Here is a 20,325-nt window from a genome sequence, read left to right as displayed (position 1 = left end):
TTCTCCTTACGCGCCCGTCCTGGCCGACAAGATTTGTTCCACGATTTCGACAAACCCTTCGCCGCCGCGCTTGCTGGCGATGAAGGCCGGCGTTGCGGCCATCGTCCCCTCGAAATCCCGCACATTGGCGACGCCGCAGGCGTAGGGGAAGAAGCCAAACATCGGCGCATCGTTCGGACTGTCGCCGCAGAACACGATGCGGTCCCTCGCCGCGTCGAGATCGAGCCCCAGCCTTTCGCGCAGAAAGATCCGGGTCATGGCCAGCTTGTCGTAGCTGCCGAACCATCCGTTGACGTGGATCGAGGAGACCTTGGCGATCCCGCCCGCGCTTTCGAACAGCCCGACGATCCTGTCGACCGCGGCGCGCGGCAGTGGCGGCACGTCCTCGCAGACATCGATCGCAAGATCCGCCTCGCGGTAGAGCTGGTCGGCCGAAATCGCAGCACCGGGCACTTCGGACAGAATTCGCTCGCCGAGCGCGAGCAACCTGCGCCGATTGGCGGCGCGCTCGGGCTCGCTTGCGATAAATTTGCGAACCATCTTCCGCGCCACCGGATCGTGCCGGAAATAGAACGCGCCGTTTTCGCCGATCACGCCGTCAACCGGCCAGAACCGCGCAATCATGTCGCACCAGCCGGCCGGCCGGCCGGTGACGGGAACGACGGCGAGGCCGGCGCCCTGGAGCTTTTCCAGCGCCGCATAGGAAGCCGCAGGGAGCTGGCCGTCGGTGGTCAGCGTATCGTCAATGTCGGTCAGGATGCAGACGATGCGGCGAGCGGTCTCCGCGGGAAAGCTTGCGATGGGCTTCACGACGGTGTGCCCTCCGCAAACGACGCAAGCCGGGCGTTCCAGTCAAGCAGCCGCGGCCAGAGGTCGGCATGGATGGCGCGCAATTCGGCGTAGCGTGCCACATTCTTCGGTTCAGGTCGGAATGCTCGTGCCGGCGGCCTCGTCATCGCCGAGGCGGCCTCGGCGATGGTGCCGTACCAGCCGGCGCCCTTGGCCGCCGCGATCGCCGCGCCGAGCGATGAGGCTTCCCGCGCGGTCGAGCGCGCAACCGGCCGGCCCGCGGCATCGGCCAAAATCTGCAGCCAGAGATCGCTGTCCGAACCGCCGCCAATCGCCGAGAACTGTCCGATCTCGCCGCCGGTCGCCGCTGCGATCTTCTCAGCCTGAGCGGCAACCTCCAGCGCGATGCCTTCGAGCAAGGCACGATAGATCGCACCGCGCCGGGTCGAGCCCGACAATCCGGCGATCACGCCGCGCGCATAGGGATCCCAATAGGGGGTCATGCAACCGAGCCAGTAAGGCAGCACCACGACGCCATCAGCCCCGATCGGACAGCTCGCTGCTTCGGCTTCGAGCGCCTTGAAGACATTCAGTTGCGCCGTCGCATCGATCCCGAACATCTCGCGCGCCATCCAGTCGACCAGGAACGTTCCGGTGCGGATACACTGCTCGTAGATGTAACCGTCGTCGCACACCGCCTTCTCGGTGCGGAAGGCGCGGTCATAGGCATAGTTGCGACCGTAGCTTCCCGAGACCACTGCGGTCCCGAGATTGATGTAGGCGCTGCCCGGAGACGTGACGCCGGCACCGGTGCTGGCGCACTGGCCATCGCCACCGCCGGCAACGACCGGCGTTCCAGCCGAAAGGCCGGTGAATGCCGCGGCCGCATGCGTGACCTCCCCCATCCGCGCGCCCGGCGGCATCAGCGCCGGCAACTTCTCGATCGCAATGCCGGCGGCGTCGAGAATCTCGGCTGACCAAACGTTGCGCGTCATATCGAGCAGCCCGGTCGGATCGGCCGAGGCCGTCGACGTCCGCCATCGACCGGTCAGGCAATGCGTCAGATAGCCGTGGACTTCGGCAAAGCGCGCGGCGCGCGCGAAGATCTCCGGCTCGTGCTCCGCCATCCAGATGATGCGGTAGAGGCAGGGCAGCACGTCAAGGGGCTTGCCCGAAATGGCATGAACGCGCTCGGCTCCGAACGATTTGCCGAAGCGCACAACCTGAGGCCGAGCCCGTTCGTCGAGCCAAGTCATGCCGGGCCTGATTGCGGTCCCCTCCTCCGTGAATGCACTGAAAGTTTCGCGTTGATTGGAAATCGCAACCGCAGCGATCCGCTCGGCACCGACCTGGTCGGTGATGCTGCGCAAGGCAGCCGCGGTCGAATCCCACCACTCGTCCGGGTTCTGTTCGAAGTATCCCGGCTGCGGATTGGCAAGGCCGATCGCCTTGCGCCCTTCGGCCAATGCACGTCCGCTGCGATCCCAGGCGATCGCCTTGGTCGCCGAGGTCGAACTGTCGATGCCGATCACCAGATCTCTGGACATGCCATCTCAATTCAATTGGCGCGGAGGCGACCAAGGCCGCCTCCGCAAAGTCTAGCTCCGCGGGACCCAGAGCATTCCGGTTCTGGTTGGATCAGAATCGAAGCTCTGGATCGTTGTTTTGACGCGTCTTCTTCACACCAACCGGGTGTCCGCTTCGCTCGAAAGCGCTCTAGAGCAGACCAGCATCCTTGACCTGGGCGTCGATCTGCTTCGCGAGCGCGTCCATGCACTTCTTGGGATCGCCACCATAGGCCTGGCCCGTCAGCAGCTTGCCGAGTTCGGTTGGAATCTCGTTGGTCGACAGACCCGCCCACAACGCCATGTGCGGCTCGGTCGCCATCGCGTTGTCGATCACCCACTTCACGGTCTCCAGATGCCGCGTGGTGCCCGCGCCGACCTTGGCCTTGGCCTTGACGCGCGGATCGGCGAACGATGAGTTGCGCATCGGAGCGAAGCCGCCGAGCAGCGTGCAGCGTGTCATGATCTCCTTGCAGCAACCCCACTGCATGAAGATCCACGCGGCCTCCTTGTTCTTGGAGTATTTCGACAGCGAGATGCACGAGCCGCCCTGATGGCCGAGGTTCGGCTGCTCGTTGAAGCCGGCTTCGGAGGCCGGGCGCAGCTTCTTGGCGGTCAGCGGCTTGGCAGGCTCCCACAGGCCCTTGACCTTGGAGTCGTCGGCATCGAGGCCGGGGAAGAACTCATCCCAGCTCTGCGCCAGCGCGATCTGGCCCGAATGCATCATCTCGAACTGGCCGTCCCAGGTCGATGCCGTCGAATTCGGCGGCGAGACCTTCAACAGGTCCTGGTACCATTTCAGGCCGGCAATGCCCTGCTCGTCGTTACCGGAGAATTTCTTGCTCTTGTTGAAAATCGAGCCGCCATGGCCCCACACCGCCTGGCTCCAGTCGCACTCCAGCGAATAGTGCCCGGATTTGGCCTGCAGGCCGGTTCCGAAGATGCCGTTGCCCTTCTCGGCCTCGGTGATTTGCCTGGCGGCGGCGAGGTAGTCCTCGTAGGTGGTCGGCACCGCGATCTTGTGCTTCTCCAGGATGTCCTTGCGGTACATCAGCGTGAAGATCGGAATGTCGAAGGGAATGCCCATCCATTGTCCGTCGACCTGGGCGACATTCTTGACGAGCGGCTTGGAGAAATCGTCCCAATCGAAATCGGGCATCGCCAGTTCCGGCTTGTCCTTGTAGTAGGCGACCGGATCGATGCAATCGGGCTGGAACATCGATATCCAGGATTGATCGAGGTAGTAGAGGTCGTACGAACCGAGCTGGCCCTGCACGTCCTGCGTCGCCTTGGCGAGCACCTGCTCCAGCGGCACGATCTCGACCTCGACCTCGATACCGGTCGGATCGGTGAACTCCTTCTTGATCTGGTTGAGGATCACCGAGGGCGGCGTCGATTCCGTCGAATAACGGATCTTGGCGCCCTTGAACTTGCTGCCGACCTCCTTCAGCCATTTGGCCTGGTTGTCCGGCAAGCCGTCGGCATAGGCCGGGGTTCCGAGCAGACTGCCCTTGCGCAGGCCGCGCGGGCTACCGAGCATGCCGAGGCTGAAGGCCGAGAATCCGACACCGGCCAGTCCCAGCTTGCGCAGAAATTCGCGTTTCGAGATTTGCCCGTTGGTATAGGCGTTCGCGGTGTCGACAATGAACGTCTGCTGGTCGAATTTCTTGAAACTCATTGCACTCCTCCCGATGTTTTGTTGACTTTCTGGTCTCGCTCCGCGCGCCTACTCCTTGAGAGACCCGAGGGTCAGGCCGCGGACAAGCTGCTTCTGGACGAGCAGGATGAAGATGAAGCTCGGGATCACGGCTGTCGTGCCGAGAGCCGCGATGAATCCCCATTCCGAGCCTGTCGAGGTGACGAAGGTCGTGATCCTGACCGGCAATGTTCGTATCGAATTGGTCAGGAACAGCGACATCAGGAATTCCGTCCACGAGAAGATGAAACAGAGGACGGCGGTGGCTGCGACGCCGCCCTTGACCATCGGCAGGACAACGCGCCAGAAGATCTGCAATCGCGTGGCGCCATCGATCATGGCGGCTTCATCGACGTCGACGGGAACGTCATCGTAGAATGACTTCATCAGCAGCACGGCGATCGGCAGGTTGATCAGCGTATCCACGATGATCAGGCCAAGCCGGGTGTCGAGCAGCGACAGATAGTGGAACATGAAGACGACCGGCACGATGATCGCGATCGGCGGCATGAAGCGCTGCGACAGGATCCAGTTCAGATAGGCCTGCCGCCCGCGAAAGCGCATCCGCGACAGTGCGTAGGCCGCAATGACCGCCAGCAGCAGCGTCAGCGCGGTCGCTCCCACCGCGATGATCAGCGAGTCGATGATGGTTTGGCGGCTGTCATACGAACTCGCACCCCCGACCCCGAACGTGTTGCCGGAATCGATGGCCAGTTCAGCGCGCGATTTGCCGAGCATCGTGACGGCATAATTGACGAGCGTCGGCTTGAAATTGAACCAGACGATCTCGTCCTTGTTGAAGATCGCCGACGTGGGCTTGAACGACGTCAGCGCCCACCAGAACAGCGGGAACATGAACATGCCGACCACGAGCACGGCGGCCACATCGCGCAAACGCTTCTGGAGGAATGTTTCCTGCATCAGAACCGCACCTTGAACAGCTTGATGAAGATGCTCGAGGTGACGATCACCAGCAGCAGCGTAAACAGCGAGATCGTCGAGGCGTAGGGAAAGTCGGCGTTCTTGAAATAGATGGTGCCGGCGTAGGACGTCAGCGTCTCGGTCGAGGTGCCGGGCCCGCTGTCCGTCATCACCTTCACGTAGTCGTAGATCCGGAACAGGTCGACGCCGCGGATCAGGACGGCCAACGCGATGATCCTGGAGAGCATCGGCAGGGTCAGGCGGAAGAAGGCTTGACTCGCCGTCGCTCCGTCGATGGCGGCAGCCTCGAAGGGTTCCTTCGGCAAGGCGCGCAGCCCGGCGAGCATGATCAACACCATGAACGGCGTCCACTGCCAGATATCGGCCAGCAGGACGCCGGCCAGTGCAGAACCGCTGGAGGCGAGGATCGGATGTTGCGGCGACCACAGCCCCAGCGAAACGAGGCCCGTGCTCAATACGCCGAACGATCCGTCCAGCATCAGGAGGAACATCATGCCGGTGACGGCAGGCGGCACCACCAGCGGCAGCGTCATCAGCGCGCGCAGCAGCCCATACCCCCTGCGGTCGCTGTCGAGCAGCAATGCGATGGCAAGGCCAAGACCCAGTTCGATCAGCAGGGCGCTGATCGTGTACAGATAGGTGTGACCGATGGCGCCCCATACCCGTTCATCGGCGAACAGCTTTCCCCAGTTCCAGGTCGGGTTGAAGACATTCAGACGGGTGACCGGGTTGCGCTTGAAGAACGTCAGCCAGAGCGCATAGAGCAGCGGATAGACCCCGAACGCCAGGATCAATGCGGTGATCGGCGCCAGCCAGGGAAACGGGTGTTCCGAGGTCAGAAATCGCGGCCAAACCCGGCGACGCTCCGTGCCGGACACCGGCACGTCAACGGCCAGACTTGGCACCTGCTGCGAAACCATTGACGTTTCCTCGTGCATCGCTTTTTTCTCGGCGCCGGGCTCTGCGGCCCAGTTCGCTGTGTTGGATCAGGGCCGGCGTGATACTCCGGCTCGGTGAGACCGGGCCGCACGCGGCACCAGCGTTCTCGCCGTTGCCACGTCCGTCACCAATATCGTCGCGTAGTTGTTATTGAGCGCCGCGTAGACCGCGTCGATCTTGTCGGTGCCGCCGGCAATGCAGATTCGTTCCGGCACCTTGGCAATCTCGTCCAGCGTGAGGCCGATCATTTGATTGTCGAGCGCGCCCAACAGCGGCTTGCCGTCCCGGTCGATGAAACGTCCGCTCACCACGCCGACCGCGCCGCGCGCGAGATACGGCTCGATCTTCTCCGGCGTCATGTATCCGCTGCGCATCGCGGTGCCCGCGTCATCCACACTGCCGACGCCGAACAGCACCTTGTTGCTCGAGTGGATGATCTTGAAGGTCTCGACCAGCGCCGGCTCCTGCATGAACAGGCGCTTGATCTGCGCGGTGGAGACGATGCCAGGGGCGTGCAGATTGACGCATCGCGCGCCGAGCTTGTTGGCGATGTTGGAGGTGCACAGTTCCGGCGAGAATTCCGTCGTCCCGATCGAGCAGCCAGTGATCTGGGTAACAGTCACTCCAGGCAGCTTCATCTCGGGCAACGCTGCCGACAAGGCCTGCACCGTGCGCCCCCAGGAAACGCCGAGCACATCGTCGGGCTGCAAACGCTCGATCAGCAACCGCGCGGCGGCCATGCCGATCCGCTCGTGCACCGGCAGCCGGCCTCCATCATCAGGCACGACGAGGCAGTTGGACAAGCCGTAAGCGTCGGCCACTTCGCGTGCGAGACCGATGGTCTGCAAGTGCCGTGACGAGACCGCGATGGTGACGATGTTGCGGTCGCGGGCCTCCTGCAGGAAGTTCACCACCGACGCGCGCGAGACGCCGAGCTGATCGGCGACCTCCTCCTGCGTCATGCCCTCCTCGTAGTAGAGCCAGGCCGCCCACACGACCGGATCACTGTCGAACTCTGCAGGAATCGACAACGCGCGACGCTTGATGCGCGGCGGTGTCACTTTGCGTTGCAGCGTCCTGGTCATCGGCGATCGCGGCCTCAGTGTCGGATACACAAAATGCACATCGAGTTGACAATTGTCAATTGGCTCGATTAATTGCCAATTAGTTTTGTCGAATGTCACGGCCGGTGCTGCGGTGCCGAAGCGTTGTGCGGGATTTTCTCGATGTCGAAGCAGAACTGGACCGCGCTGATCGACGATTTGGTGGCTGGCCGCTGGACCAATCCGCTGACCGGCGCCCGCGTGAAGGTGCCCTACGACTCCATCGTGATTGAAGACAGTCTCGAGGGCCGCGAGGCCGAGCTGGTTGCGTCCCTGAAGCTGGGGCACAGCCTTGCTCTGGTCGCCGATCAGGCGACCTACGACGCGTTGGGCGCGCGGATTGCAAGGGCACTGCGCGAGATCGGCCCCGTCGAGGCCATTGTTCTCGATCGTCCGCACGCCGACATGGCCGAGGTTCGTAATCTGACCGAGAAGCTGCGCGGATTCGATTCCGTCGTCGCCGTCGGCTCAGGTACCGTCAACGACCTCTGCAAGTATGTCACCGGCCTCGACGGGCGGCGCTATTGCGTGTTCGCAACCGCCGCTTCGATGAACGGGTATACCTCTTCCACCGCCTCGCTCACCCTCGACAGCGGCCTGAAGGTGTCGCTGCCTTCGCACACACCTGCCGGCTTCTTCGTCGATCTCAAGGTGTCCGCCGCGGCGCCGCCCTATCTCGCCGCCTCCGGTTTCGCCGACTGCCTCGCCCGCTCGGTAGCCCAAAGCGACTGGTGGATGTCGCACCGGCTGTTGGGCACGGCGTATTTTCAAGAGCCTTACACGATCCAGGCCGTCGACGAGGTCGAGCTCAACAAGCGCGCCGCGAATCTGCCCAAGGGCGATATCGAGGCGATGGGGTATCTCTATCGGGTGCTAACCCTGTGCGGACTGGGCATCTCGTTCACCGGCATCTCGCACCATGGTTCGATGGGTGAACACCAGATCTCGCATTACATCGACTGCTTCGCGGGAGCGCGGCATCCGGGCAGCCTGCACGGCCAGCAAGTCGGCATCGCGTCGCTGAGCATGGCGCGCCTGCAGCAGTACATGCTTGCCAGCGATCAGCCGCCTTCCGTTCACGCCACCCCTATCGACGCCGCCGGCATGGCCCGCCGCTTTGGCGATGAAGTCGCATCGCAATGCCTGGCGGAGCTGAAGAAAAAGGCTTTCGACCGCGACGGCGCCATCGCATTCAATCGCAAGCTCGACGACACATGGCCTGACTTGCGGCGCGAGCTGGCCGGGTTCGCGATTCCGGTCGGCGAGATGAAGCGCCTGCTGTCGGCTGCGGGCGGCGCCACGACGGCGACCGAACTGGCTGTGCCCGTCGATCTCTACCGCGAGGCCATCGTGCATTGCCGCGAGATGCGCAACCGCTTTTCGTTCCTCGACATTGCCGCAGACGCCGGCACGCTGGAGGCGTTTGCGCAAGGCGAACTTTGAGAGGGAGGCCTGTGACATGACCGCAAAGCCGCTTGTCGCCGTAACCGGGGCGAGCTCCGGCATCGGAGAAGCCACCGCCCGCGCCTTCTCCGCGGCCGGCCACCCTGTGCTGCTGATGGCCCGCCGGATCGAACGGCTGGAGGCCATGCGTCTGCCCAATTCGGTCTGTCGCAAGGTGGACGTTCGCGATCGTGCGATGCTCGCCGCGGCGGTACGAGACGCCGAAGCAAGGTTCGGCCCCGTGGATATGATGTTCGCCAACGCCGGCATTGCGAGGCTCGGTGACATCGGCAGGCAGGACCCCGCCGATTGGGACGAAATGATCGCCATCAACGTCAATGGTGTCATGAACAGCGTACATGCCGTCATGGCGGGCATGATGGACCGTCGTCACGGTACGCTCGTCATGATGAGTTCGATCGCTGGACGCAAGGTCTATCCCGATCATACGGTCTATTGCGGGACCAAATATTTCGTCCACGGCGTCTCCGAGAGCCTTCGCGAATATCTGTCCGCCTACGATGTTCGCGTGATCGTCATTTCGCCGGGAATCATTGAGACCGAGGTCCTGGATGGCGTGAAGGATCCGGTGACACGTGCCAGCTATGACGCAAACAAGGCCGCAATCGGCGGCGGCATCGGGGCCGAACACGTCGCCGACCTGATCCTCGACGCCTACAACCTTCCGCAAAAGGCGCTGGTGCAGGAGATTTGCATCACGCCGACTCGACAAAAATACTGAGCGCTCTCACGCGCCGACCTCAGGAGCCGACCATGACCGACAGCGAACTTCAGTTGCGCGAGGCGATCATCGCGAAATGCCGCTGGATGAATGCGACAGGGCTGAACCAGGGCACGTCCGGAAATATCTCCGCCCGCCACGGCAACACCATGCTGATTTCACCGTCGGCAACGCCTTACGACCTGCTCACGCCCGACATGATCGCGGCAATGCCGATCGAAGGCGAATACGGATCATGGCGGGGACCGCTCAAGCCCTCCACTGAATGGCGCTTCCATCTCGACATCATGAAGGCACGACCCGACGTCGGGGGCATCGTCCATACCCACGCGACCTATTCCACCGTGCTGGCGATCGCGCGCAAGGAAATCCCGGCATGCCACTACATGATGGCGGCCTTTGGCGGCATGAACGTGCGTGTTGCCGACTATGCCAGGTTCGGCACCAAGGAACTGTCGGAGCATGCGCTGACCGCGCTGGAGAACCGCACCGCCTGCCTGTTGGCCAATCACGGAATGATCGCCACGGGGGCATCACTGGACAAGGCGATGTGGCTGGCGGTCGAACTCGAGACCATCGCCCGGCAGTACTATCTCTCCCTGGCGATCGGTGGACCGGTATTGCTGAGCGAGGCCAACATCAGCGAAACCGCCGCTGCATTTGGCAGCTATGGCTTGCAGGATCCGCCGGTCAAGGCGAACGCAACAACGTGATCGGCATGGTGGAAAGCCACTCCAATCTGGATGATGCGCACCCACGAATGATCGCGGGCCGCGCCAGGGCGACGGCAGTTACCATCTCAACGCAGCCGTGCGCACGGGGGCGTCCCAAAGCGCGGTCGTCTCAGGATCAAGCAGGCTCACAGTGAGCGAGCAACCCGCCATGTCCAGCGAGGTGACGTAACTGCCAACCAGCGAACGGGCGATGCGCAGGCCGCGACTTTCGAGCATCCGGCGCGCCGCGTTGTACATCAAATAGAGCTCGATCGTCGGCGTGCCGCCGAAACCGTTGACGAGCAGCAGCGCCTCCGTCCCGGCACGCGCGCCGAGATCCTCCGCAATGGCCGTCGTCATCTCGGCGGCGATCGCATCAGCCGCTGCCAGCTTGACGCGGCGGCGTCCCGGCTCACCGTGAATACCGACCCCCATCTCCATCTCGTCTTCGCCCAATGCAAAGGTCGGCGTGCCCGCAGCCGGGACGGTGCAGCTCGTCAGCGCAACGCCCATCGAGCGCGTCTGCGTGTTGACGCGCTCGCCGAGCGCGACACAGGCTGCGAGATCGGCGCCCTTCTCGGCGGCGGCGCCGACGATCTTCTCGACGATCAACGTGCCTGCGACGCCGCGGCGCCCGATACTGTAAGTGGACTTCTCGACCGCGACGTCGTCGTCGGTCACGATGGCCGCGGTGCGGCCCTCGGCGATCTCGGCCGCCATCTCGAAGTTCATACGGTCGCCGGCATAGTTCTTGACGATGAAGAGGACGCCGGCGTCGCCCGCAACCGCCTGGGCCGCCTCGACGATCTGGTCCGGCGTCGGCGAGGTGAACACCTGCCCGGGACAGGCGGCATCGAGCATGCCGTAGCCGACAAAGCCCGCATGCAGCGGCTCATGTCCACTGCCGCCCCCCGACACCAGCGCAACTTTCTTCGGGTTCAGCTCGCGGCGCCGCACGAATTTCCGCTCGGCGCCGAGCGTAACCAGATCGGCGTGCGCGGCCGCAAAGCCGTCGAGGCTCTCGGCGAGAACGTTGTCGACCGAATTGATGAACTTCTTCATTGTTTCCTCCCCGCTTCGTTCGTTTGGCGTTTCTCGCCTATTTTTCCCGCATGATGGCAATCAGCCGCCGCGTGAACTCCTGCAGCAGCGCGTCGAGCTCGGCGTTGCGCTTGGCGCTGCCGAGATCCGGCAGATGCAACGTCAGCGTCCGCTCGTGCGAACCTTCGCTCAACCGGCCGACGCGGCGCGGATGTGCGCGCGCATAGGCGCGAAGGAAGGCGGTCTTCGCCTGTGGCGGAAAATGGCAGACATCGAAGATCGTGTTGAGATGCTGTACCGGTATCGGCACCGGATAGGCGGGATTGCTGATCTGGCTGACGAAGCTGCGGTTCTTCCCCATGGCATGGGCCAGCCGGAGCCGCATGCCGGACGGACGGCTCTCCAGCACCTCCTTGAAGATGCGCTTGTAGACCGCAACCGCACCGGCTTCGGGCGCGTCATCGGCCGCCATATCAGCCAAGGCCGCCTCCGCCGCTCAGCCGGTCGATGGTCTGCTTGATCTGCGCCAGCGCCGATGCATTGACGGAGAGTTCGCGCAGCCCGCAATTCAGCAGCGCGGGCAGGCAGCGCGGATCACCCGCCATGTCGCCGCACAGGCTGACGCCGATCGCGGCGCGCCGCCCATGCTCCGCGGTCCGCGCGATCAGTTCGAGCACTGCCGGATGAAGCGGATCCATCAGGGGGGCGAGAGCTCCGTTGGAACGATCGCAGGCCAGGACATATTGCGCGAGATCGTTCGAGCCGATCGAGAAGAAGGACGCCTTGAAGCTTGTGATGGCCAGGGCCGCCGCCGGAACCTCGACCATGATTCCGAGCTCGGGCAGCATCGCGGCAATGCCGTCCGCCTGCAAGCGCTGCACGACATCGGCGAATAACCTCCGCCCTGCCTCGAGCTCGTCCGCCGACGTCACCATCGGGAACATCACCTTGAGATTGCCGCGCACCGCGGCCCGCGCCAGCGCGCGAAGCTGAACCGCAAAGATCTCGGGCCGGGCAAGGCACAGCCGCAGGCCGCGCACCCCGAGGAACGGATTGGCTTCGCCGTCCAGCGTGAAGCCCGGCACCGGCTTGTCGCCGCCGGCATCGAAGGTGCGGATGGTGACGGGCCGCTGGCCGGCCCAACGCACCACCTCGTCATAGGCCTGAAACTGGGTCTCCTCGTCCGGCAGATCGCTCCGCCCGGCGAGCAGGAACTCGGTGCGCATCAGGCCGATGCCGTCGGCATATTGCGCGTCGGCGTGCTCGAGATCCTCGACGCGCTGGATGTTGATGAGGAGCTTGATGTGCTCGCCGCGCCACGAGGCCGTCGGCCGCCGCAGGATCGCGCGCGCGGATGCCCTGCTCTTGCGATGGCTGTCGCGTCGCTTCTCGAAAGTGCGGACCTGCTCGACGCTGGGATCGAGCTCCAGCGTCGCGCCTTCGCCGTCGAGCAGCGCCGTGGTGCCGGTGTCCGGAATCGCACCGAGCTGCACCACCATCGGGATGCCGCGCGCCCGCGCCAGCATCGCGACATGGCTGGTCGGGCTGCCCCGCAACAGCGCCAGGCCGCCGCCGCCGGACCAGTCAATCTCGAGGAATCGCGATGGCGGCAGATCGTCGGCACAAACCACGCCCCCGCTCGGGATCTTCAGCGGCTGGCCCTGGTCGCCACGTAGAACGTGGATCACCCGGTCGCGCAAATCCGCGAGATCGGAGGAACGCGCCTTCAGATAGTCGTCCGGCGCGGAATTGTAGTCGGCGATGTGGGCGTCGAGCGTCGAGCGCCATGCGATATCGGCGGGACGTCCCTCGCCGATCGACCCGAAGATCGCCTCGATCAAATCCTCATCCTCCAGCAGCGCGACCTGGAATTCGAGGATCTGCGCGGCTTCGCCGCCGGCGCTGGCGGCAAGATCGGCGATCTGCCCGCTCGCGACGTCGATCGCATTGCGCAGCGCCAACGCTTCCTCGACCAGCGTGCCGGCCACCCGCTCGCCGGCCGCGCCCGCGTCGACCCGGACCAACGGGCCGTGGGCAAAGCCGATCGAGGCGGTCCTGCCGCGGTAGGCCAGCCCTGCAGCGCCGCCCTGCATGCTACGGTGCTCCATCCGGGAAATCGCTTGCGATCAGATCGACCAGCGCCGCGACCGCGGCCTCGGCATCGCTGCCGGAGGCCTTGATCTCGATCGTGCTGCCGTGTGCCGCACGCATCGCCATGATCTTGGCCACGCTCTTGGCGTTGATCCATTCCGGCGCGTCCGCGACCCGCACCGAGACCTGCGCCTGGAACTTCTTGGCGAGCTTGGTCAGCTTGACCGCGGGGCGCGCGTGCATGCCGACCGCATGCACCAGCCGCACGTTGCCGGTGAATATCTGTCCGTCCGCTTTATCAAGCATGCTCATCATCCATCATCGCTTCGCCGACGCCTCAGTCGGCAGAGAGTTCCTCGGCCACGGCCTTGACCTGGGCCAGCGAGCTGCCGCCCGCAGCTTCCGTCGCCGCCATCACGGCGCCCTCGACGATCGGCGCGTTGCAGACGACAACGAGATCGCGCCGCGCCGGCTCCAGCATCTCGACCGCCATTTCGCTGTTGGTCTCGGCGCCGCCGAGGTCGACCAGCACGGCGACGCCTTTCGACGACCAGGCGTCGTTGATGGCGTCGATGATCAGCGGCACGCTGGTGCCGAGACCACCGTCGGGATTGCCGCCGCAGAAAGCGACCTTGACCTCGCTGCCGACCATCTGCCGCACCATGTCGGCGGTTCCCTTGGCGATATCTAGGGAATGCGAGACGATCACGATGCCCACGGTGTCGGTCATTGCCGCGCCTCCAGGCCGGCGCACACAGCGTGCACAAGAACACAGCTCGACCGCGCCCCGGGATCGACATGGCCGACGCTGCGCGCACCGAGGAACGACGCCCGCCCTTTGGTAGCTTGCATCGGCGCCGTGCGCTCGACCGCTTCAGCCGCGGTGCTGCGCACCCGCGCGATCAGATCGGGCTGGCCGACGCCTGCTTTCAGCGTCTCCAGCACCGGAACGAGCACATCAAGCATCGTCTTCTCGCCGGCCTGCGAACGGCCGCGCGCGCTCACCGCGTTCACGCCGCTGCCGAACACGTCGGCGAGATCATCAGGCAGGTGCTTGTCGTGCGACAACGCCTCGCCCGCGGCAAGAAAGAAGCTGCCATAGAGCGGGCCGGAGGCGCCACCGACTGTCATGACCAGGGTCTTGCCGATCATCTTGAACGCCTCGTCGAGCGGCTGCGCCGAGATGGCATCGAGCTTGCCGAGCACGGCTTCGAAGCCGCGCTTCATGTTGGTCCCGTGGTCGCCGTCACCGATCGCCTGGTCCAGGCTCGTGAGCTCCGGCGCGCTGGCGATGACCTGCTCGGCGGCCGCCTTGAGCAGCGACTTGAATGTCTCGGGTTGCACCGACATTGATCTGAACCTCTTACGCCTCTATTGAACCATCGCGCCGACGCGCTGCCCGGCACGGTCGAAACACAGCGGACGCACCAGTTGCAATTCGACCTCCTGACCGGCCCGCAGCGGCCGATGCGGATCCGCCAGCGTCACCAGCGTTTCGCCCTTATAGTCCAGGTGAACGTGATTCTGCTCGCCGAGGTGCTCGACCCGATGCACGCGCCCGACCATCTGCCCGCCACTGCGCGTGGCGATCTGGAGGTGCTCGGTGCGGATGCCCACCGTCTCGGTTTCCGGTGGCATCGCCACATCGGACAGCAGCCGTGCGGGCAGAAAATTGATCTGCGGCGTCCCGAGCCGCGAGGCGACGTAGCTCGAGGAGGGATTTTCGTAGATCTCCCTCGGCGTGCCGAGCTGAAGCAATTGGCCGTCCCTGATCACGCCGATCCTCGATGCCATCGTCATGGCTTCGACCTGGTCATGGGTCACGTACAGGATGGTCGCGCCGAGCTCGAGCTGGATCCGCTTCAGCTCGAGCCGAAGCTCGGCGCGAAGCTTTGCATCCAGCGACGACAGCGGCTCGTCCATTAGATAGATCGAGGGATCGCGCACCAGCGCGCGGCCGATCGCGACCCGCTGCATCTCGCCGCCGGACAGGCGGGTGGCGCGATTGTTCAGCTTGCCGGTGATATGCAGCAGCTCCGCGGTCTGCTCGACGCGCTTGCGGATCAAGGGCTCCGGCACGCGCCGCGCCGGAGAGCGCAACGGGAACGCCAAATTGTCGTAGACCGACAAATGCGGATACAGCGAATATTGCTGGAACACGAACGCGATGTCCCGCGCACCCGGCGGATCATGCGTCACATCGCGCCCGTCGATCATGACCGAGCCGGCGTCGGGACTCTCGAGCCCGGTGATCAGCCGCAGCGTCGTGGTCTTGCCGGCGCCGCTCGGCCCGAGCAGGACGAGGAATTCGCCGTCGCCCACCGTCAGCGAGAGGTCACGCACCGCCTCCACCGCGCCGAAGCGCTTGCTGATATTGCGCAAGCTGACGTCAGCCATGGCGCACGCCCTCCTCGCTGGCGGTCCTGATCGCAAGGCCGCTGCCGATATCGAACAGCGCCAACCGCTCGGAGTTGAATTCGAGGCCGATGGTCTCTCCGATCCGCACCGAGGCGCTGGACGGCAGCCGCGCCGCGACCCGCCCATACGCCGTGTCGACGGTGACGATCTGCGTGGTGCCGAGATATTCCGCGCCGAACACCTCGCCGCGAACGGGTCCGGCGTCGGCGAAGCGGATATGCTCCGGACGTACCCCGAGCGCCAGCGGCGCGCTCGCGCGGTCCTCGCGGATCTCGGGCACCGCGAGCGTGGTGTCGTGGAAATCGATCGCCCGGTCACCGGATCGCAGGCCGCCCTCGAAGCGCAGGAAATTCATCGGCGGCGAGCCGATGAAGTCCGCGACAAACATGCTGGCGGGCCGGTCATAGACCTCCTGCGGCGTGCCGATCTGCTCGACGCGACCCTTGTTCATGATCGCAATTTGGTCGGCCATCGACATCGCTTCGAGTTGGTCATGGGTGACATAGACCGTGGTCGCCTTGATGCGATCGTGCAGGTCCCGCAGCTCGCCGCACATCAGATGGCGAAACTCGGCGTCGAGCGCGCCCAGCGGCTCGTCCATCAGGAAGGCCTTCGGGCGCCGCACCATGGCGCGCCCGAGCGCAACGCGCTGGCGGTCGCCACCCGAGAGCTTTGATGTCTTGCTCGACAGCAGATGCTCGATCCGCAGCATCCGCGCGGTTTCCTGCACCCGTTCGCGGATATCGCGCCTCGCCATGCCCTGGCACTTCAGCGGGAAGCCGATGTTCTGCCCGACATTCATGTGCGGATAGAGCGCAAACAGCTGGAACACGAAGGCGATGTCGCGGGCGGCGGCGCGGTGGAAGGTGACGTCCTCGCCGTCGAGCAGGATCTTGCCCTCGGTCGGCAGCTCGAGGCCGGCGATCATGCGCAACGTGGTGGTCTTGCCGCAGCCGGAGGGGCCGAGCAGCGCGAAGAAGCTGCCGTCGTCGATGGTGAAGGTCGAGCCTTCCACCGCGGTGAACTGATCGAACGACTTGCGCAGGTTCTCGATGCGGATCTGTGCCATGGCCCTATTCCGGAAAATGGCTGACGACGACGTAGCCGACCGTGCCGGCAAGAATCGTCACGAAGGAGTAGCTGTACAGATCGATCGACCAGGGCTGCACCAGCATGAAGATGCCGCCCCCGATCAGGGTCATCGCAACGGTCTCCCAGCGGCTCCGCTGGAAAAAGCGATGGAGTGCCCCTTTGCCTCCCCGGGCAACCGCAGAACCGCTCATTTGCGCACCGCTCCGAAGGTGATGCCGCGCAGCAGATGCTTGCGCAACAACACGGTGAACATGACGATCGGGACGACGAACAGCGTGGTCGCGGCGGCAACCGCCGGCCAGTCCTGCCCGCCCTCTCCGATGATGAACGGGATGAAGGGCGGCATGGTCTGCGCCTCGCCGCTGGTCAGCAGAACCGCGAACGCGTACTCGTTCCAGGAGAAGATCAGGCAAAAGATCGCGGTCGCCGCAATTCCGGTGACGGCCTGCGGCAGCACCACCTTGCGCAGCGCCTGCAACCGTGTATAGCCGTCGACCAGCGCAGCCTCCTCGTACTCGCGCGGGATCTCATCGATGAAGCCCTTGAGCAGCCAGACCGCGAGCGAGACATTCACGGCGGTGTAGAGCAGGATCATGCCGAGCCTGGTGTCGGTCAGATTGAGCTGCCGGTACATCAAATAGATCGGGATCGCGACCGCGACCGGCGGCATCATCCGCGTCGACAGGATGAAGAACAGCAGATCGTCGGCCAACGGAATGCGGAAGCGCGAGAACGCGTAGGCCGCGAGTGTGCCGAGGAAGACGGCGAGGAAGGTCGAACCGAAGCCGATGATCAGCGAATTGACGAAGCGCGGCACGACCTTGGACGGTCCGGCAATCACCATGTCATGCTTGCGCACGAGCTTGTCATACCAGGTCTCCGGCGCCGGCAACTTGGTGATGAAATCAGGTGTCTGGCGGGTGCGCACGGTGAACAGGTTGACATAGCCTTCGAGGGTGGGCTCGAAGATCACCTTGGGCGGATAGGCGATGGCATCGCTTTGCGACTTGAAGGCGGTGGCGACGATCCAGAGCAGCGGCAGGATCGTGATCAACGCATAGAGGATGACGAGCGTGCCGGCGAACGCCTTGGTGCGCGGCGAGGCCTCGACGATCGAATGCGCGGTGGATTTGGCAACAGCAGCGGTCATCGTTGCTTCACCTTGTTGAGCGCTTTGACGTAGATGTTGGCCGCACCGAACACGGTCACGAACAGGATGATGGCGAGCGCGGAGGAATAGCCGGTGCGCCACTTCTCGAACGCCGCGCGCTTCAGCGTGATCGACACCAGTTCGGTGGTCGATCCTGGTCCTCCCGAGGTCAGGAGATTGACCATGTCGAACATCTTGAAGTTCTCGATCGCGCGGAACAGCACCGCAAGCATCAGGAACGGCACCGTCATCGGCAGCGTGATCGACCAGAACTGCCGCCAGGGCGAGGCACGATCGACTTCGGCGGCCTCATAAATGTAATCGGGAATCGAGCGCAGCCCGGCGAGGCAAATCAGCATCACGTACGGCGCCCACATCCAGGTGTCGACCAGCACGATGGTCCACGGCGCGAGCGAGACCTGCCCGGTCATGCTGAACGAGCTCGGCGGCACGCCGGTGAACAGACTGATGAGATAGTTGAACGGGCCGATCTGCGGCTGCAGCAGCAGCGTCCAGAAGTTGCCGACCACCGCCGGCGACAGCATCATCGGCAGCAGGATGATCGTGGTCCAGAAGCTGTGGCCGCGGAATTGGCGGTTGATCAGGAGCGCAAGGCCAAATCCGACCACCACCTGCAGCGCCACCGACGAGATCACGAACTGCGCCGTGGTCTGCAGCCGGGTCCAGACGTCCTCGTCGGTGAGGATATCCCTGAAATTGTCGAGGCCGACGAACCGCAGCGGCAGATAGGACATGCTGAGGTTGAGGCTGGTGAAGGATAGCCGGATCATCCAGATCAGCGGGAAAATGTTGATCGCGAGCAGCAGCGCGATCGTCGGCGCAACGAACAGCCACGCAATGGTGCGGTCCGACAGGCCGCGGACACGCCGCGCGGCGCGGGATTTGGCGGGCTCGTTCACGCCCGGGATCATAGCATGATCGGGTTGCAGGATCGTGGTCATCTGTCCCATCGGCTGGCTGGATCGGCGTCCCCGAGGCGGCGCCCCGGGGAAGCCAGTTCGGTGAAGTCGCGTGGTCGCGGACCTATTGCGAGGCGACTTCCTTGCCCTGCTCCTTGAACACCTTGGTCCAGTCCTTGACCAGGAGGTCGAGCGCCTGCTGCGACGTACCCTTGTCGGCGACGACGTAGTCATGCACCCGCTTCTGCATGTCGAGCAGCAGTTGCGCGTAGGACGGCTCGGCCCAGAAGTCCTTGACGATGCCCATCGACTCCAGGAATTGCGGCGCAAACGCCGCGCTCTTCGGGAAGTCGGGTGCGTCGACCACCGCCTTCAGCGCCGAGTAGCCGCCGATCTGCCACCATTTCTGCTGCACGGCCGGCTGCGCGAACCACTTGATGTAGGCGAGCGCGTCGTCCTTGCGGTCGGAGGTCGCTACCACCGAGATGCCCTGCCCGCCGAGCTGGGTGAAGTGTCCCTTCGGACCGGCCGGATTGACGAAGAAGCCGATCTTGTCGCCGCCGACATTCGGATCCTTGTAGAGGCCGGGAAAGAAGGCGAACCAGTTCATCTGCATCGCCACCTGGCCGGACTTGAAGGCATCAAGCCCTTCCTGCATGTAGGCGTTGGTCATGCCCGGCGCGGTGCAGCACTTGTAGAGCTCCTTGTAGAATTCGAGCCCCTTGGCGGCGTCAGCTGAGTTGACGATGCCCTGCATCTGGTACGGCTTCTTCGGATTGTCGTAGCCGAAGCCGAAATTGTAGAGCACGTTGGTCACACCCATCGTGATGCCTTCCGAGCCGCGCTCGGTGAAGATGTAGGCGCCATAGACCTTCTTGCCGTCGATCTCGCGGCCCTGGAAGAACTCGGCGATCTGCTTCAGCTCGTCATAGGTCTTCGGCGGCGCCAGATCGCGGCCGTACTTGGCCTTGAACGCCGATTGAATCTCGGGACGCGAGAACCAGTCCTTGCGATAGGTCCAGCCCACGGCGTCGGCCATCGCCGGCAGCGCCCAGTAGTTCGGCGAGTTCTTCGGCCACTGCGAGTAGCCGACAACGGTCGCCGGGACGAAGTCGTCCATCGAGATCTTCTCTTTGTCGAAGAAATCGTTGAGCTTGACGTACCACTTGTTCTCGGCGGCGCCGCCGATCCACTGGCTGTCGCCGATGATCAGGTCGCAGAGCTTGCCATGGGAGTTCAGCTCGTTGAGGAAGCGATCCGCATAGCTCGTCCAGGGGACGAACTCGTATTTCATCTCGATGCCGGATTGCTTGGTGAAGTCCTTGCCCAGTTCGACCAGCGCGTTGGCGGGATCCCATGCCGCCCAGCACAGCGTAAGCTGCTTGCCTTGCGCTGCAGCCTCGCCTCCACCGAATACCCCGAGCAGCGCAGCCCCGAGGACCGCCGTCGCCGCAGAGCTACCTAGCCATTTGAAGCTTCGCATGTCCGTTTCCTCTCTCGTTGATGCATCTAACCCACGCTGCGCGCCCCCTGCCGGAGCGACGCAAAGAACCTGAAGCCGAGTTGAGGAGCGATGGGTGAAGAACGAGACAGATCCATCCCAAACCTTTGTTCGGACGGGCGGGCTCCTCCCACACATCAGCTCGATGCGCGATGTTTAGTTTTTCTTAGTAACTAAACG

Annotated in this window: 21 protein-coding genes; 3 read left to right on the top strand and 18 right to left on the bottom strand. The window is 64.1% G+C overall.

The genetic code is table 11. The annotated features are described in order from the left end of the window. Positions 1-6 precede the first annotated feature (6 nt). The 6 genes from G6P99_RS19040 to G6P99_RS19015 all read right to left on the bottom strand — a co-directional run bounded on the left by G6P99_RS19040 (position 7) and on the right by G6P99_RS19015 (position 7,016). Complete coding sequence (locus tag G6P99_RS19040) at positions 7-810, bottom strand: HAD hydrolase family protein (protein ID WP_029078463.1); 804 nt, start codon at positions 808-810, stop codon at positions 7-9. Further along, positions 807-2,336 (bottom strand): xylulokinase, encoded by a 1,530-nt coding sequence (locus G6P99_RS19035; RefSeq protein ID WP_035976190.1) that lies wholly within the window; start codon positions 2,334-2,336, stop codon positions 807-809. Before G6P99_RS19035 ends, G6P99_RS19040 begins: the two co-directional genes overlap by 4 nt. A 169-nt stretch (positions 2,337-2,505) precedes the next feature. Beyond that, positions 2,506-4,032, bottom strand: a complete 1,527-nt coding sequence (locus tag G6P99_RS19030) for an ABC transporter substrate-binding protein (protein ID WP_035976188.1) — start codon at positions 4,030-4,032, stop codon at positions 2,506-2,508. Between the two features lie 48 nt (positions 4,033-4,080). Next, positions 4,081-4,971 carry a carbohydrate ABC transporter permease gene (locus G6P99_RS19025; RefSeq protein WP_029078461.1) on the bottom strand — a complete coding sequence of 297 codons (891 nt, stop codon included), beginning with the start codon at positions 4,969-4,971 and terminating at the stop codon, positions 4,081-4,083. Continuing rightward, positions 4,971-5,912 (bottom strand): carbohydrate ABC transporter permease, encoded by a 942-nt coding sequence (locus tag G6P99_RS19020; RefSeq protein ID WP_084518305.1) that lies wholly within the window; start codon positions 5,910-5,912, stop codon positions 4,971-4,973. The genes G6P99_RS19025 and G6P99_RS19020 overlap by 1 nt, the downstream gene beginning before the upstream one ends. A 66-nt stretch (positions 5,913-5,978) precedes the next feature. After that, positions 5,979-7,016, bottom strand: a complete 1,038-nt coding sequence (locus G6P99_RS19015) for a sugar-binding transcriptional regulator (RefSeq protein ID WP_165123155.1) — start codon at positions 7,014-7,016, stop codon at positions 5,979-5,981. Positions 7,017-7,157: 141 nt separating this feature from the next. Here G6P99_RS19015 and G6P99_RS19010 point away from each other — a divergent pair, with 141 nt between their 5' ends. Genes G6P99_RS19010 through G6P99_RS19000 form a run of 3 tightly spaced genes read left to right on the top strand, consistent with a single transcriptional unit; the run spans position 7,158 to position 9,932 of the window. Beyond that, entirely contained in the window at positions 7,158-8,477 is a 1,320-nt protein-coding gene (locus G6P99_RS19010) for an iron-containing alcohol dehydrogenase (protein ID WP_051346014.1), read from the top strand. Between the two features lie 16 nt (positions 8,478-8,493). Then, positions 8,494-9,219, top strand: a complete 726-nt coding sequence (locus G6P99_RS19005; protein ID WP_029078458.1) for an SDR family oxidoreductase — start codon at positions 8,494-8,496, stop codon at positions 9,217-9,219. A 32-nt stretch (positions 9,220-9,251) separates the two neighbouring features. Further along, complete coding sequence (locus G6P99_RS19000; RefSeq protein WP_035976185.1) at positions 9,252-9,932, top strand: class II aldolase/adducin family protein; 681 nt, start codon at positions 9,252-9,254, stop codon at positions 9,930-9,932. A gap of 78 nt (positions 9,933-10,010) precedes the next feature. Here G6P99_RS19000 and dhaK read toward each other — a convergent pair whose 3' ends face one another. The 12 genes from dhaK to G6P99_RS18940 all read right to left on the bottom strand — a co-directional run bounded on the left by dhaK (position 10,011) and on the right by G6P99_RS18940 (position 20,127). Further along, positions 10,011-10,994, bottom strand: coding sequence for a dihydroxyacetone kinase subunit DhaK (dhaK, locus tag G6P99_RS18995; RefSeq protein WP_165123153.1), 984 nt, complete (start codon positions 10,992-10,994; stop codon positions 10,011-10,013). Positions 10,995-11,031: 37 nt separating this feature from the next. Beyond that, positions 11,032-11,445 carry a hypothetical protein gene (locus G6P99_RS18990; RefSeq protein ID WP_029078456.1) on the bottom strand — a complete coding sequence of 138 codons (414 nt, stop codon included), beginning with the start codon at positions 11,443-11,445 and terminating at the stop codon, positions 11,032-11,034. 1 nt (position 11,446) lies between these two features. Further along, positions 11,447-13,066 (bottom strand): phosphoenolpyruvate--protein phosphotransferase, encoded by a 1,620-nt coding sequence (gene ptsP, locus G6P99_RS18985; RefSeq protein ID WP_165128919.1) that lies wholly within the window; start codon positions 13,064-13,066, stop codon positions 11,447-11,449. A 1-nt stretch (position 13,067) separates the two neighbouring features. Next, a complete protein-coding gene (locus G6P99_RS18980; RefSeq protein ID WP_371261130.1) occupies positions 13,068-13,370 on the bottom strand; it encodes an HPr family phosphocarrier protein in 303 nt (100 codons plus the stop codon). 31 nt (positions 13,371-13,401) lie between these two features. Then, positions 13,402-13,794: a dihydroxyacetone kinase phosphoryl donor subunit DhaM gene (gene dhaM / locus G6P99_RS18975; protein ID WP_029078453.1), complete on the bottom strand. Its 393-nt coding sequence runs from the start codon at positions 13,792-13,794 to the stop codon at positions 13,402-13,404. Next, positions 13,791-14,414: a dihydroxyacetone kinase subunit DhaL gene (gene dhaL / locus G6P99_RS18970; protein WP_029078452.1), complete on the bottom strand. Its 624-nt coding sequence runs from the start codon at positions 14,412-14,414 to the stop codon at positions 13,791-13,793. Before dhaL ends, dhaM begins: the two co-directional genes overlap by 4 nt. A 21-nt stretch (positions 14,415-14,435) precedes the next feature. Then, positions 14,436-15,461 carry an ABC transporter ATP-binding protein gene (locus G6P99_RS18965; RefSeq protein WP_029078451.1) on the bottom strand — a complete coding sequence of 342 codons (1,026 nt, stop codon included), beginning with the start codon at positions 15,459-15,461 and terminating at the stop codon, positions 14,436-14,438. Then, entirely contained in the window at positions 15,454-16,551 is a 1,098-nt protein-coding gene (locus tag G6P99_RS18960) for an ABC transporter ATP-binding protein (RefSeq protein WP_029078450.1), read from the bottom strand. Before G6P99_RS18960 ends, G6P99_RS18965 begins: the two co-directional genes overlap by 8 nt. 4 nt (positions 16,552-16,555) lie before the next feature. Next, a complete protein-coding gene (locus G6P99_RS18955; RefSeq protein ID WP_334262084.1) occupies positions 16,556-16,684 on the bottom strand; it encodes a hypothetical protein in 129 nt (42 codons plus the stop codon). Positions 16,685-16,761: 77 nt separating this feature from the next. Beyond that, on the bottom strand, positions 16,762-17,724 hold the full coding sequence (locus tag G6P99_RS18950; protein ID WP_029078448.1) for a carbohydrate ABC transporter permease: 963 nt from the start codon (positions 17,722-17,724) through the stop codon (positions 16,762-16,764). Next, a complete protein-coding gene (locus G6P99_RS18945) occupies positions 17,721-18,656 on the bottom strand; it encodes a carbohydrate ABC transporter permease (protein WP_035976259.1) in 936 nt (311 codons plus the stop codon). Before G6P99_RS18945 ends, G6P99_RS18950 begins: the two co-directional genes overlap by 4 nt. Before the next feature lie 112 nt (positions 18,657-18,768). After that, positions 18,769-20,127: an ABC transporter substrate-binding protein gene (locus G6P99_RS18940; RefSeq protein ID WP_029078446.1), complete on the bottom strand. Its 1,359-nt coding sequence runs from the start codon at positions 20,125-20,127 to the stop codon at positions 18,769-18,771. Between the last annotated feature and the right edge of the window lie 198 nt (positions 20,128-20,325).

Source organism: Bradyrhizobium sp. 6(2017), assembly GCF_011058295.2.
In the GTDB taxonomy this organism is placed as follows: domain Bacteria; phylum Pseudomonadota; class Alphaproteobacteria; order Rhizobiales; family Xanthobacteraceae; genus Bradyrhizobium; species Bradyrhizobium septentrionale.
This window is presented reverse-complemented; position numbering and strand designations above follow the sequence as displayed.

Bases quoted from the DNA above. Each gene is read 5' to 3' on its own strand.
- G6P99_RS19035 (WP_035976190.1), bottom strand. From the start codon at position 2,336: ATGTCCAGAGATCTGGTGATCGGCATCGACAGTTCGACCTCGGCGACC.
- G6P99_RS19030 (WP_035976188.1), bottom strand. From the start codon at position 4,032: ATGAGTTTCAAGAAATTCGACCAGCAGACGTTCATTGTCGACACCGCG.
- G6P99_RS19025 (WP_029078461.1), bottom strand. From the start codon at position 4,971: ATGCAGGAAACATTCCTCCAGAAGCGTTTGCGCGATGTGGCCGCCGTG.
- G6P99_RS19020 (WP_084518305.1), bottom strand. From the start codon at position 5,912: ATGGTTTCGCAGCAGGTGCCAAGTCTGGCCGTTGACGTGCCGGTGTCC.
- G6P99_RS19015 (WP_165123155.1), bottom strand. From the start codon at position 7,016: ATGACCAGGACGCTGCAACGCAAAGTGACACCGCCGCGCATCAAGCGT.
- G6P99_RS19010 (WP_051346014.1), top strand. From the start codon at position 7,158: ATGTCGAAGCAGAACTGGACCGCGCTGATCGACGATTTGGTGGCTGGC.
- G6P99_RS19005 (WP_029078458.1), top strand. From the start codon at position 8,494: ATGACCGCAAAGCCGCTTGTCGCCGTAACCGGGGCGAGCTCCGGCATC.
- G6P99_RS19000 (WP_035976185.1), top strand. From the start codon at position 9,252: ATGACCGACAGCGAACTTCAGTTGCGCGAGGCGATCATCGCGAAATGC.
- dhaK (WP_165123153.1), bottom strand. From the start codon at position 10,994: ATGAAGAAGTTCATCAATTCGGTCGACAACGTTCTCGCCGAGAGCCTC.
- G6P99_RS18990 (WP_029078456.1), bottom strand. From the start codon at position 11,445: ATGGCGGCCGATGACGCGCCCGAAGCCGGTGCGGTTGCGGTCTACAAG.
- ptsP (WP_165128919.1), bottom strand. From the start codon at position 13,066: ATGCAGGGCGGCGCTGCAGGGCTGGCCTACCGCGGCAGGACCGCCTCG.
- G6P99_RS18980 (WP_371261130.1), bottom strand. From the start codon at position 13,370: ATGCTTGATAAAGCGGACGGACAGATATTCACCGGCAACGTGCGGCTG.
- dhaM (WP_029078453.1), bottom strand. From the start codon at position 13,794: ATGACCGACACCGTGGGCATCGTGATCGTCTCGCATTCCCTAGATATC.
- dhaL (WP_029078452.1), bottom strand. From the start codon at position 14,414: ATGTCGGTGCAACCCGAGACATTCAAGTCGCTGCTCAAGGCGGCCGCC.
- G6P99_RS18965 (WP_029078451.1), bottom strand. From the start codon at position 15,461: ATGGCTGACGTCAGCTTGCGCAATATCAGCAAGCGCTTCGGCGCGGTG.
- G6P99_RS18960 (WP_029078450.1), bottom strand. From the start codon at position 16,551: ATGGCACAGATCCGCATCGAGAACCTGCGCAAGTCGTTCGATCAGTTC.
- G6P99_RS18955 (WP_334262084.1), bottom strand. From the start codon at position 16,684: ATGACCCTGATCGGGGGCGGCATCTTCATGCTGGTGCAGCCCTGGTCG.
- G6P99_RS18950 (WP_029078448.1), bottom strand. From the start codon at position 17,724: ATGACCGCTGCTGTTGCCAAATCCACCGCGCATTCGATCGTCGAGGCC.
- G6P99_RS18945 (WP_035976259.1), bottom strand. From the start codon at position 18,656: ATGATCCCGGGCGTGAACGAGCCCGCCAAATCCCGCGCCGCGCGGCGT.
- G6P99_RS18940 (WP_029078446.1), bottom strand. From the start codon at position 20,127: ATGCGAAGCTTCAAATGGCTAGGTAGCTCTGCGGCGACGGCGGTCCTC.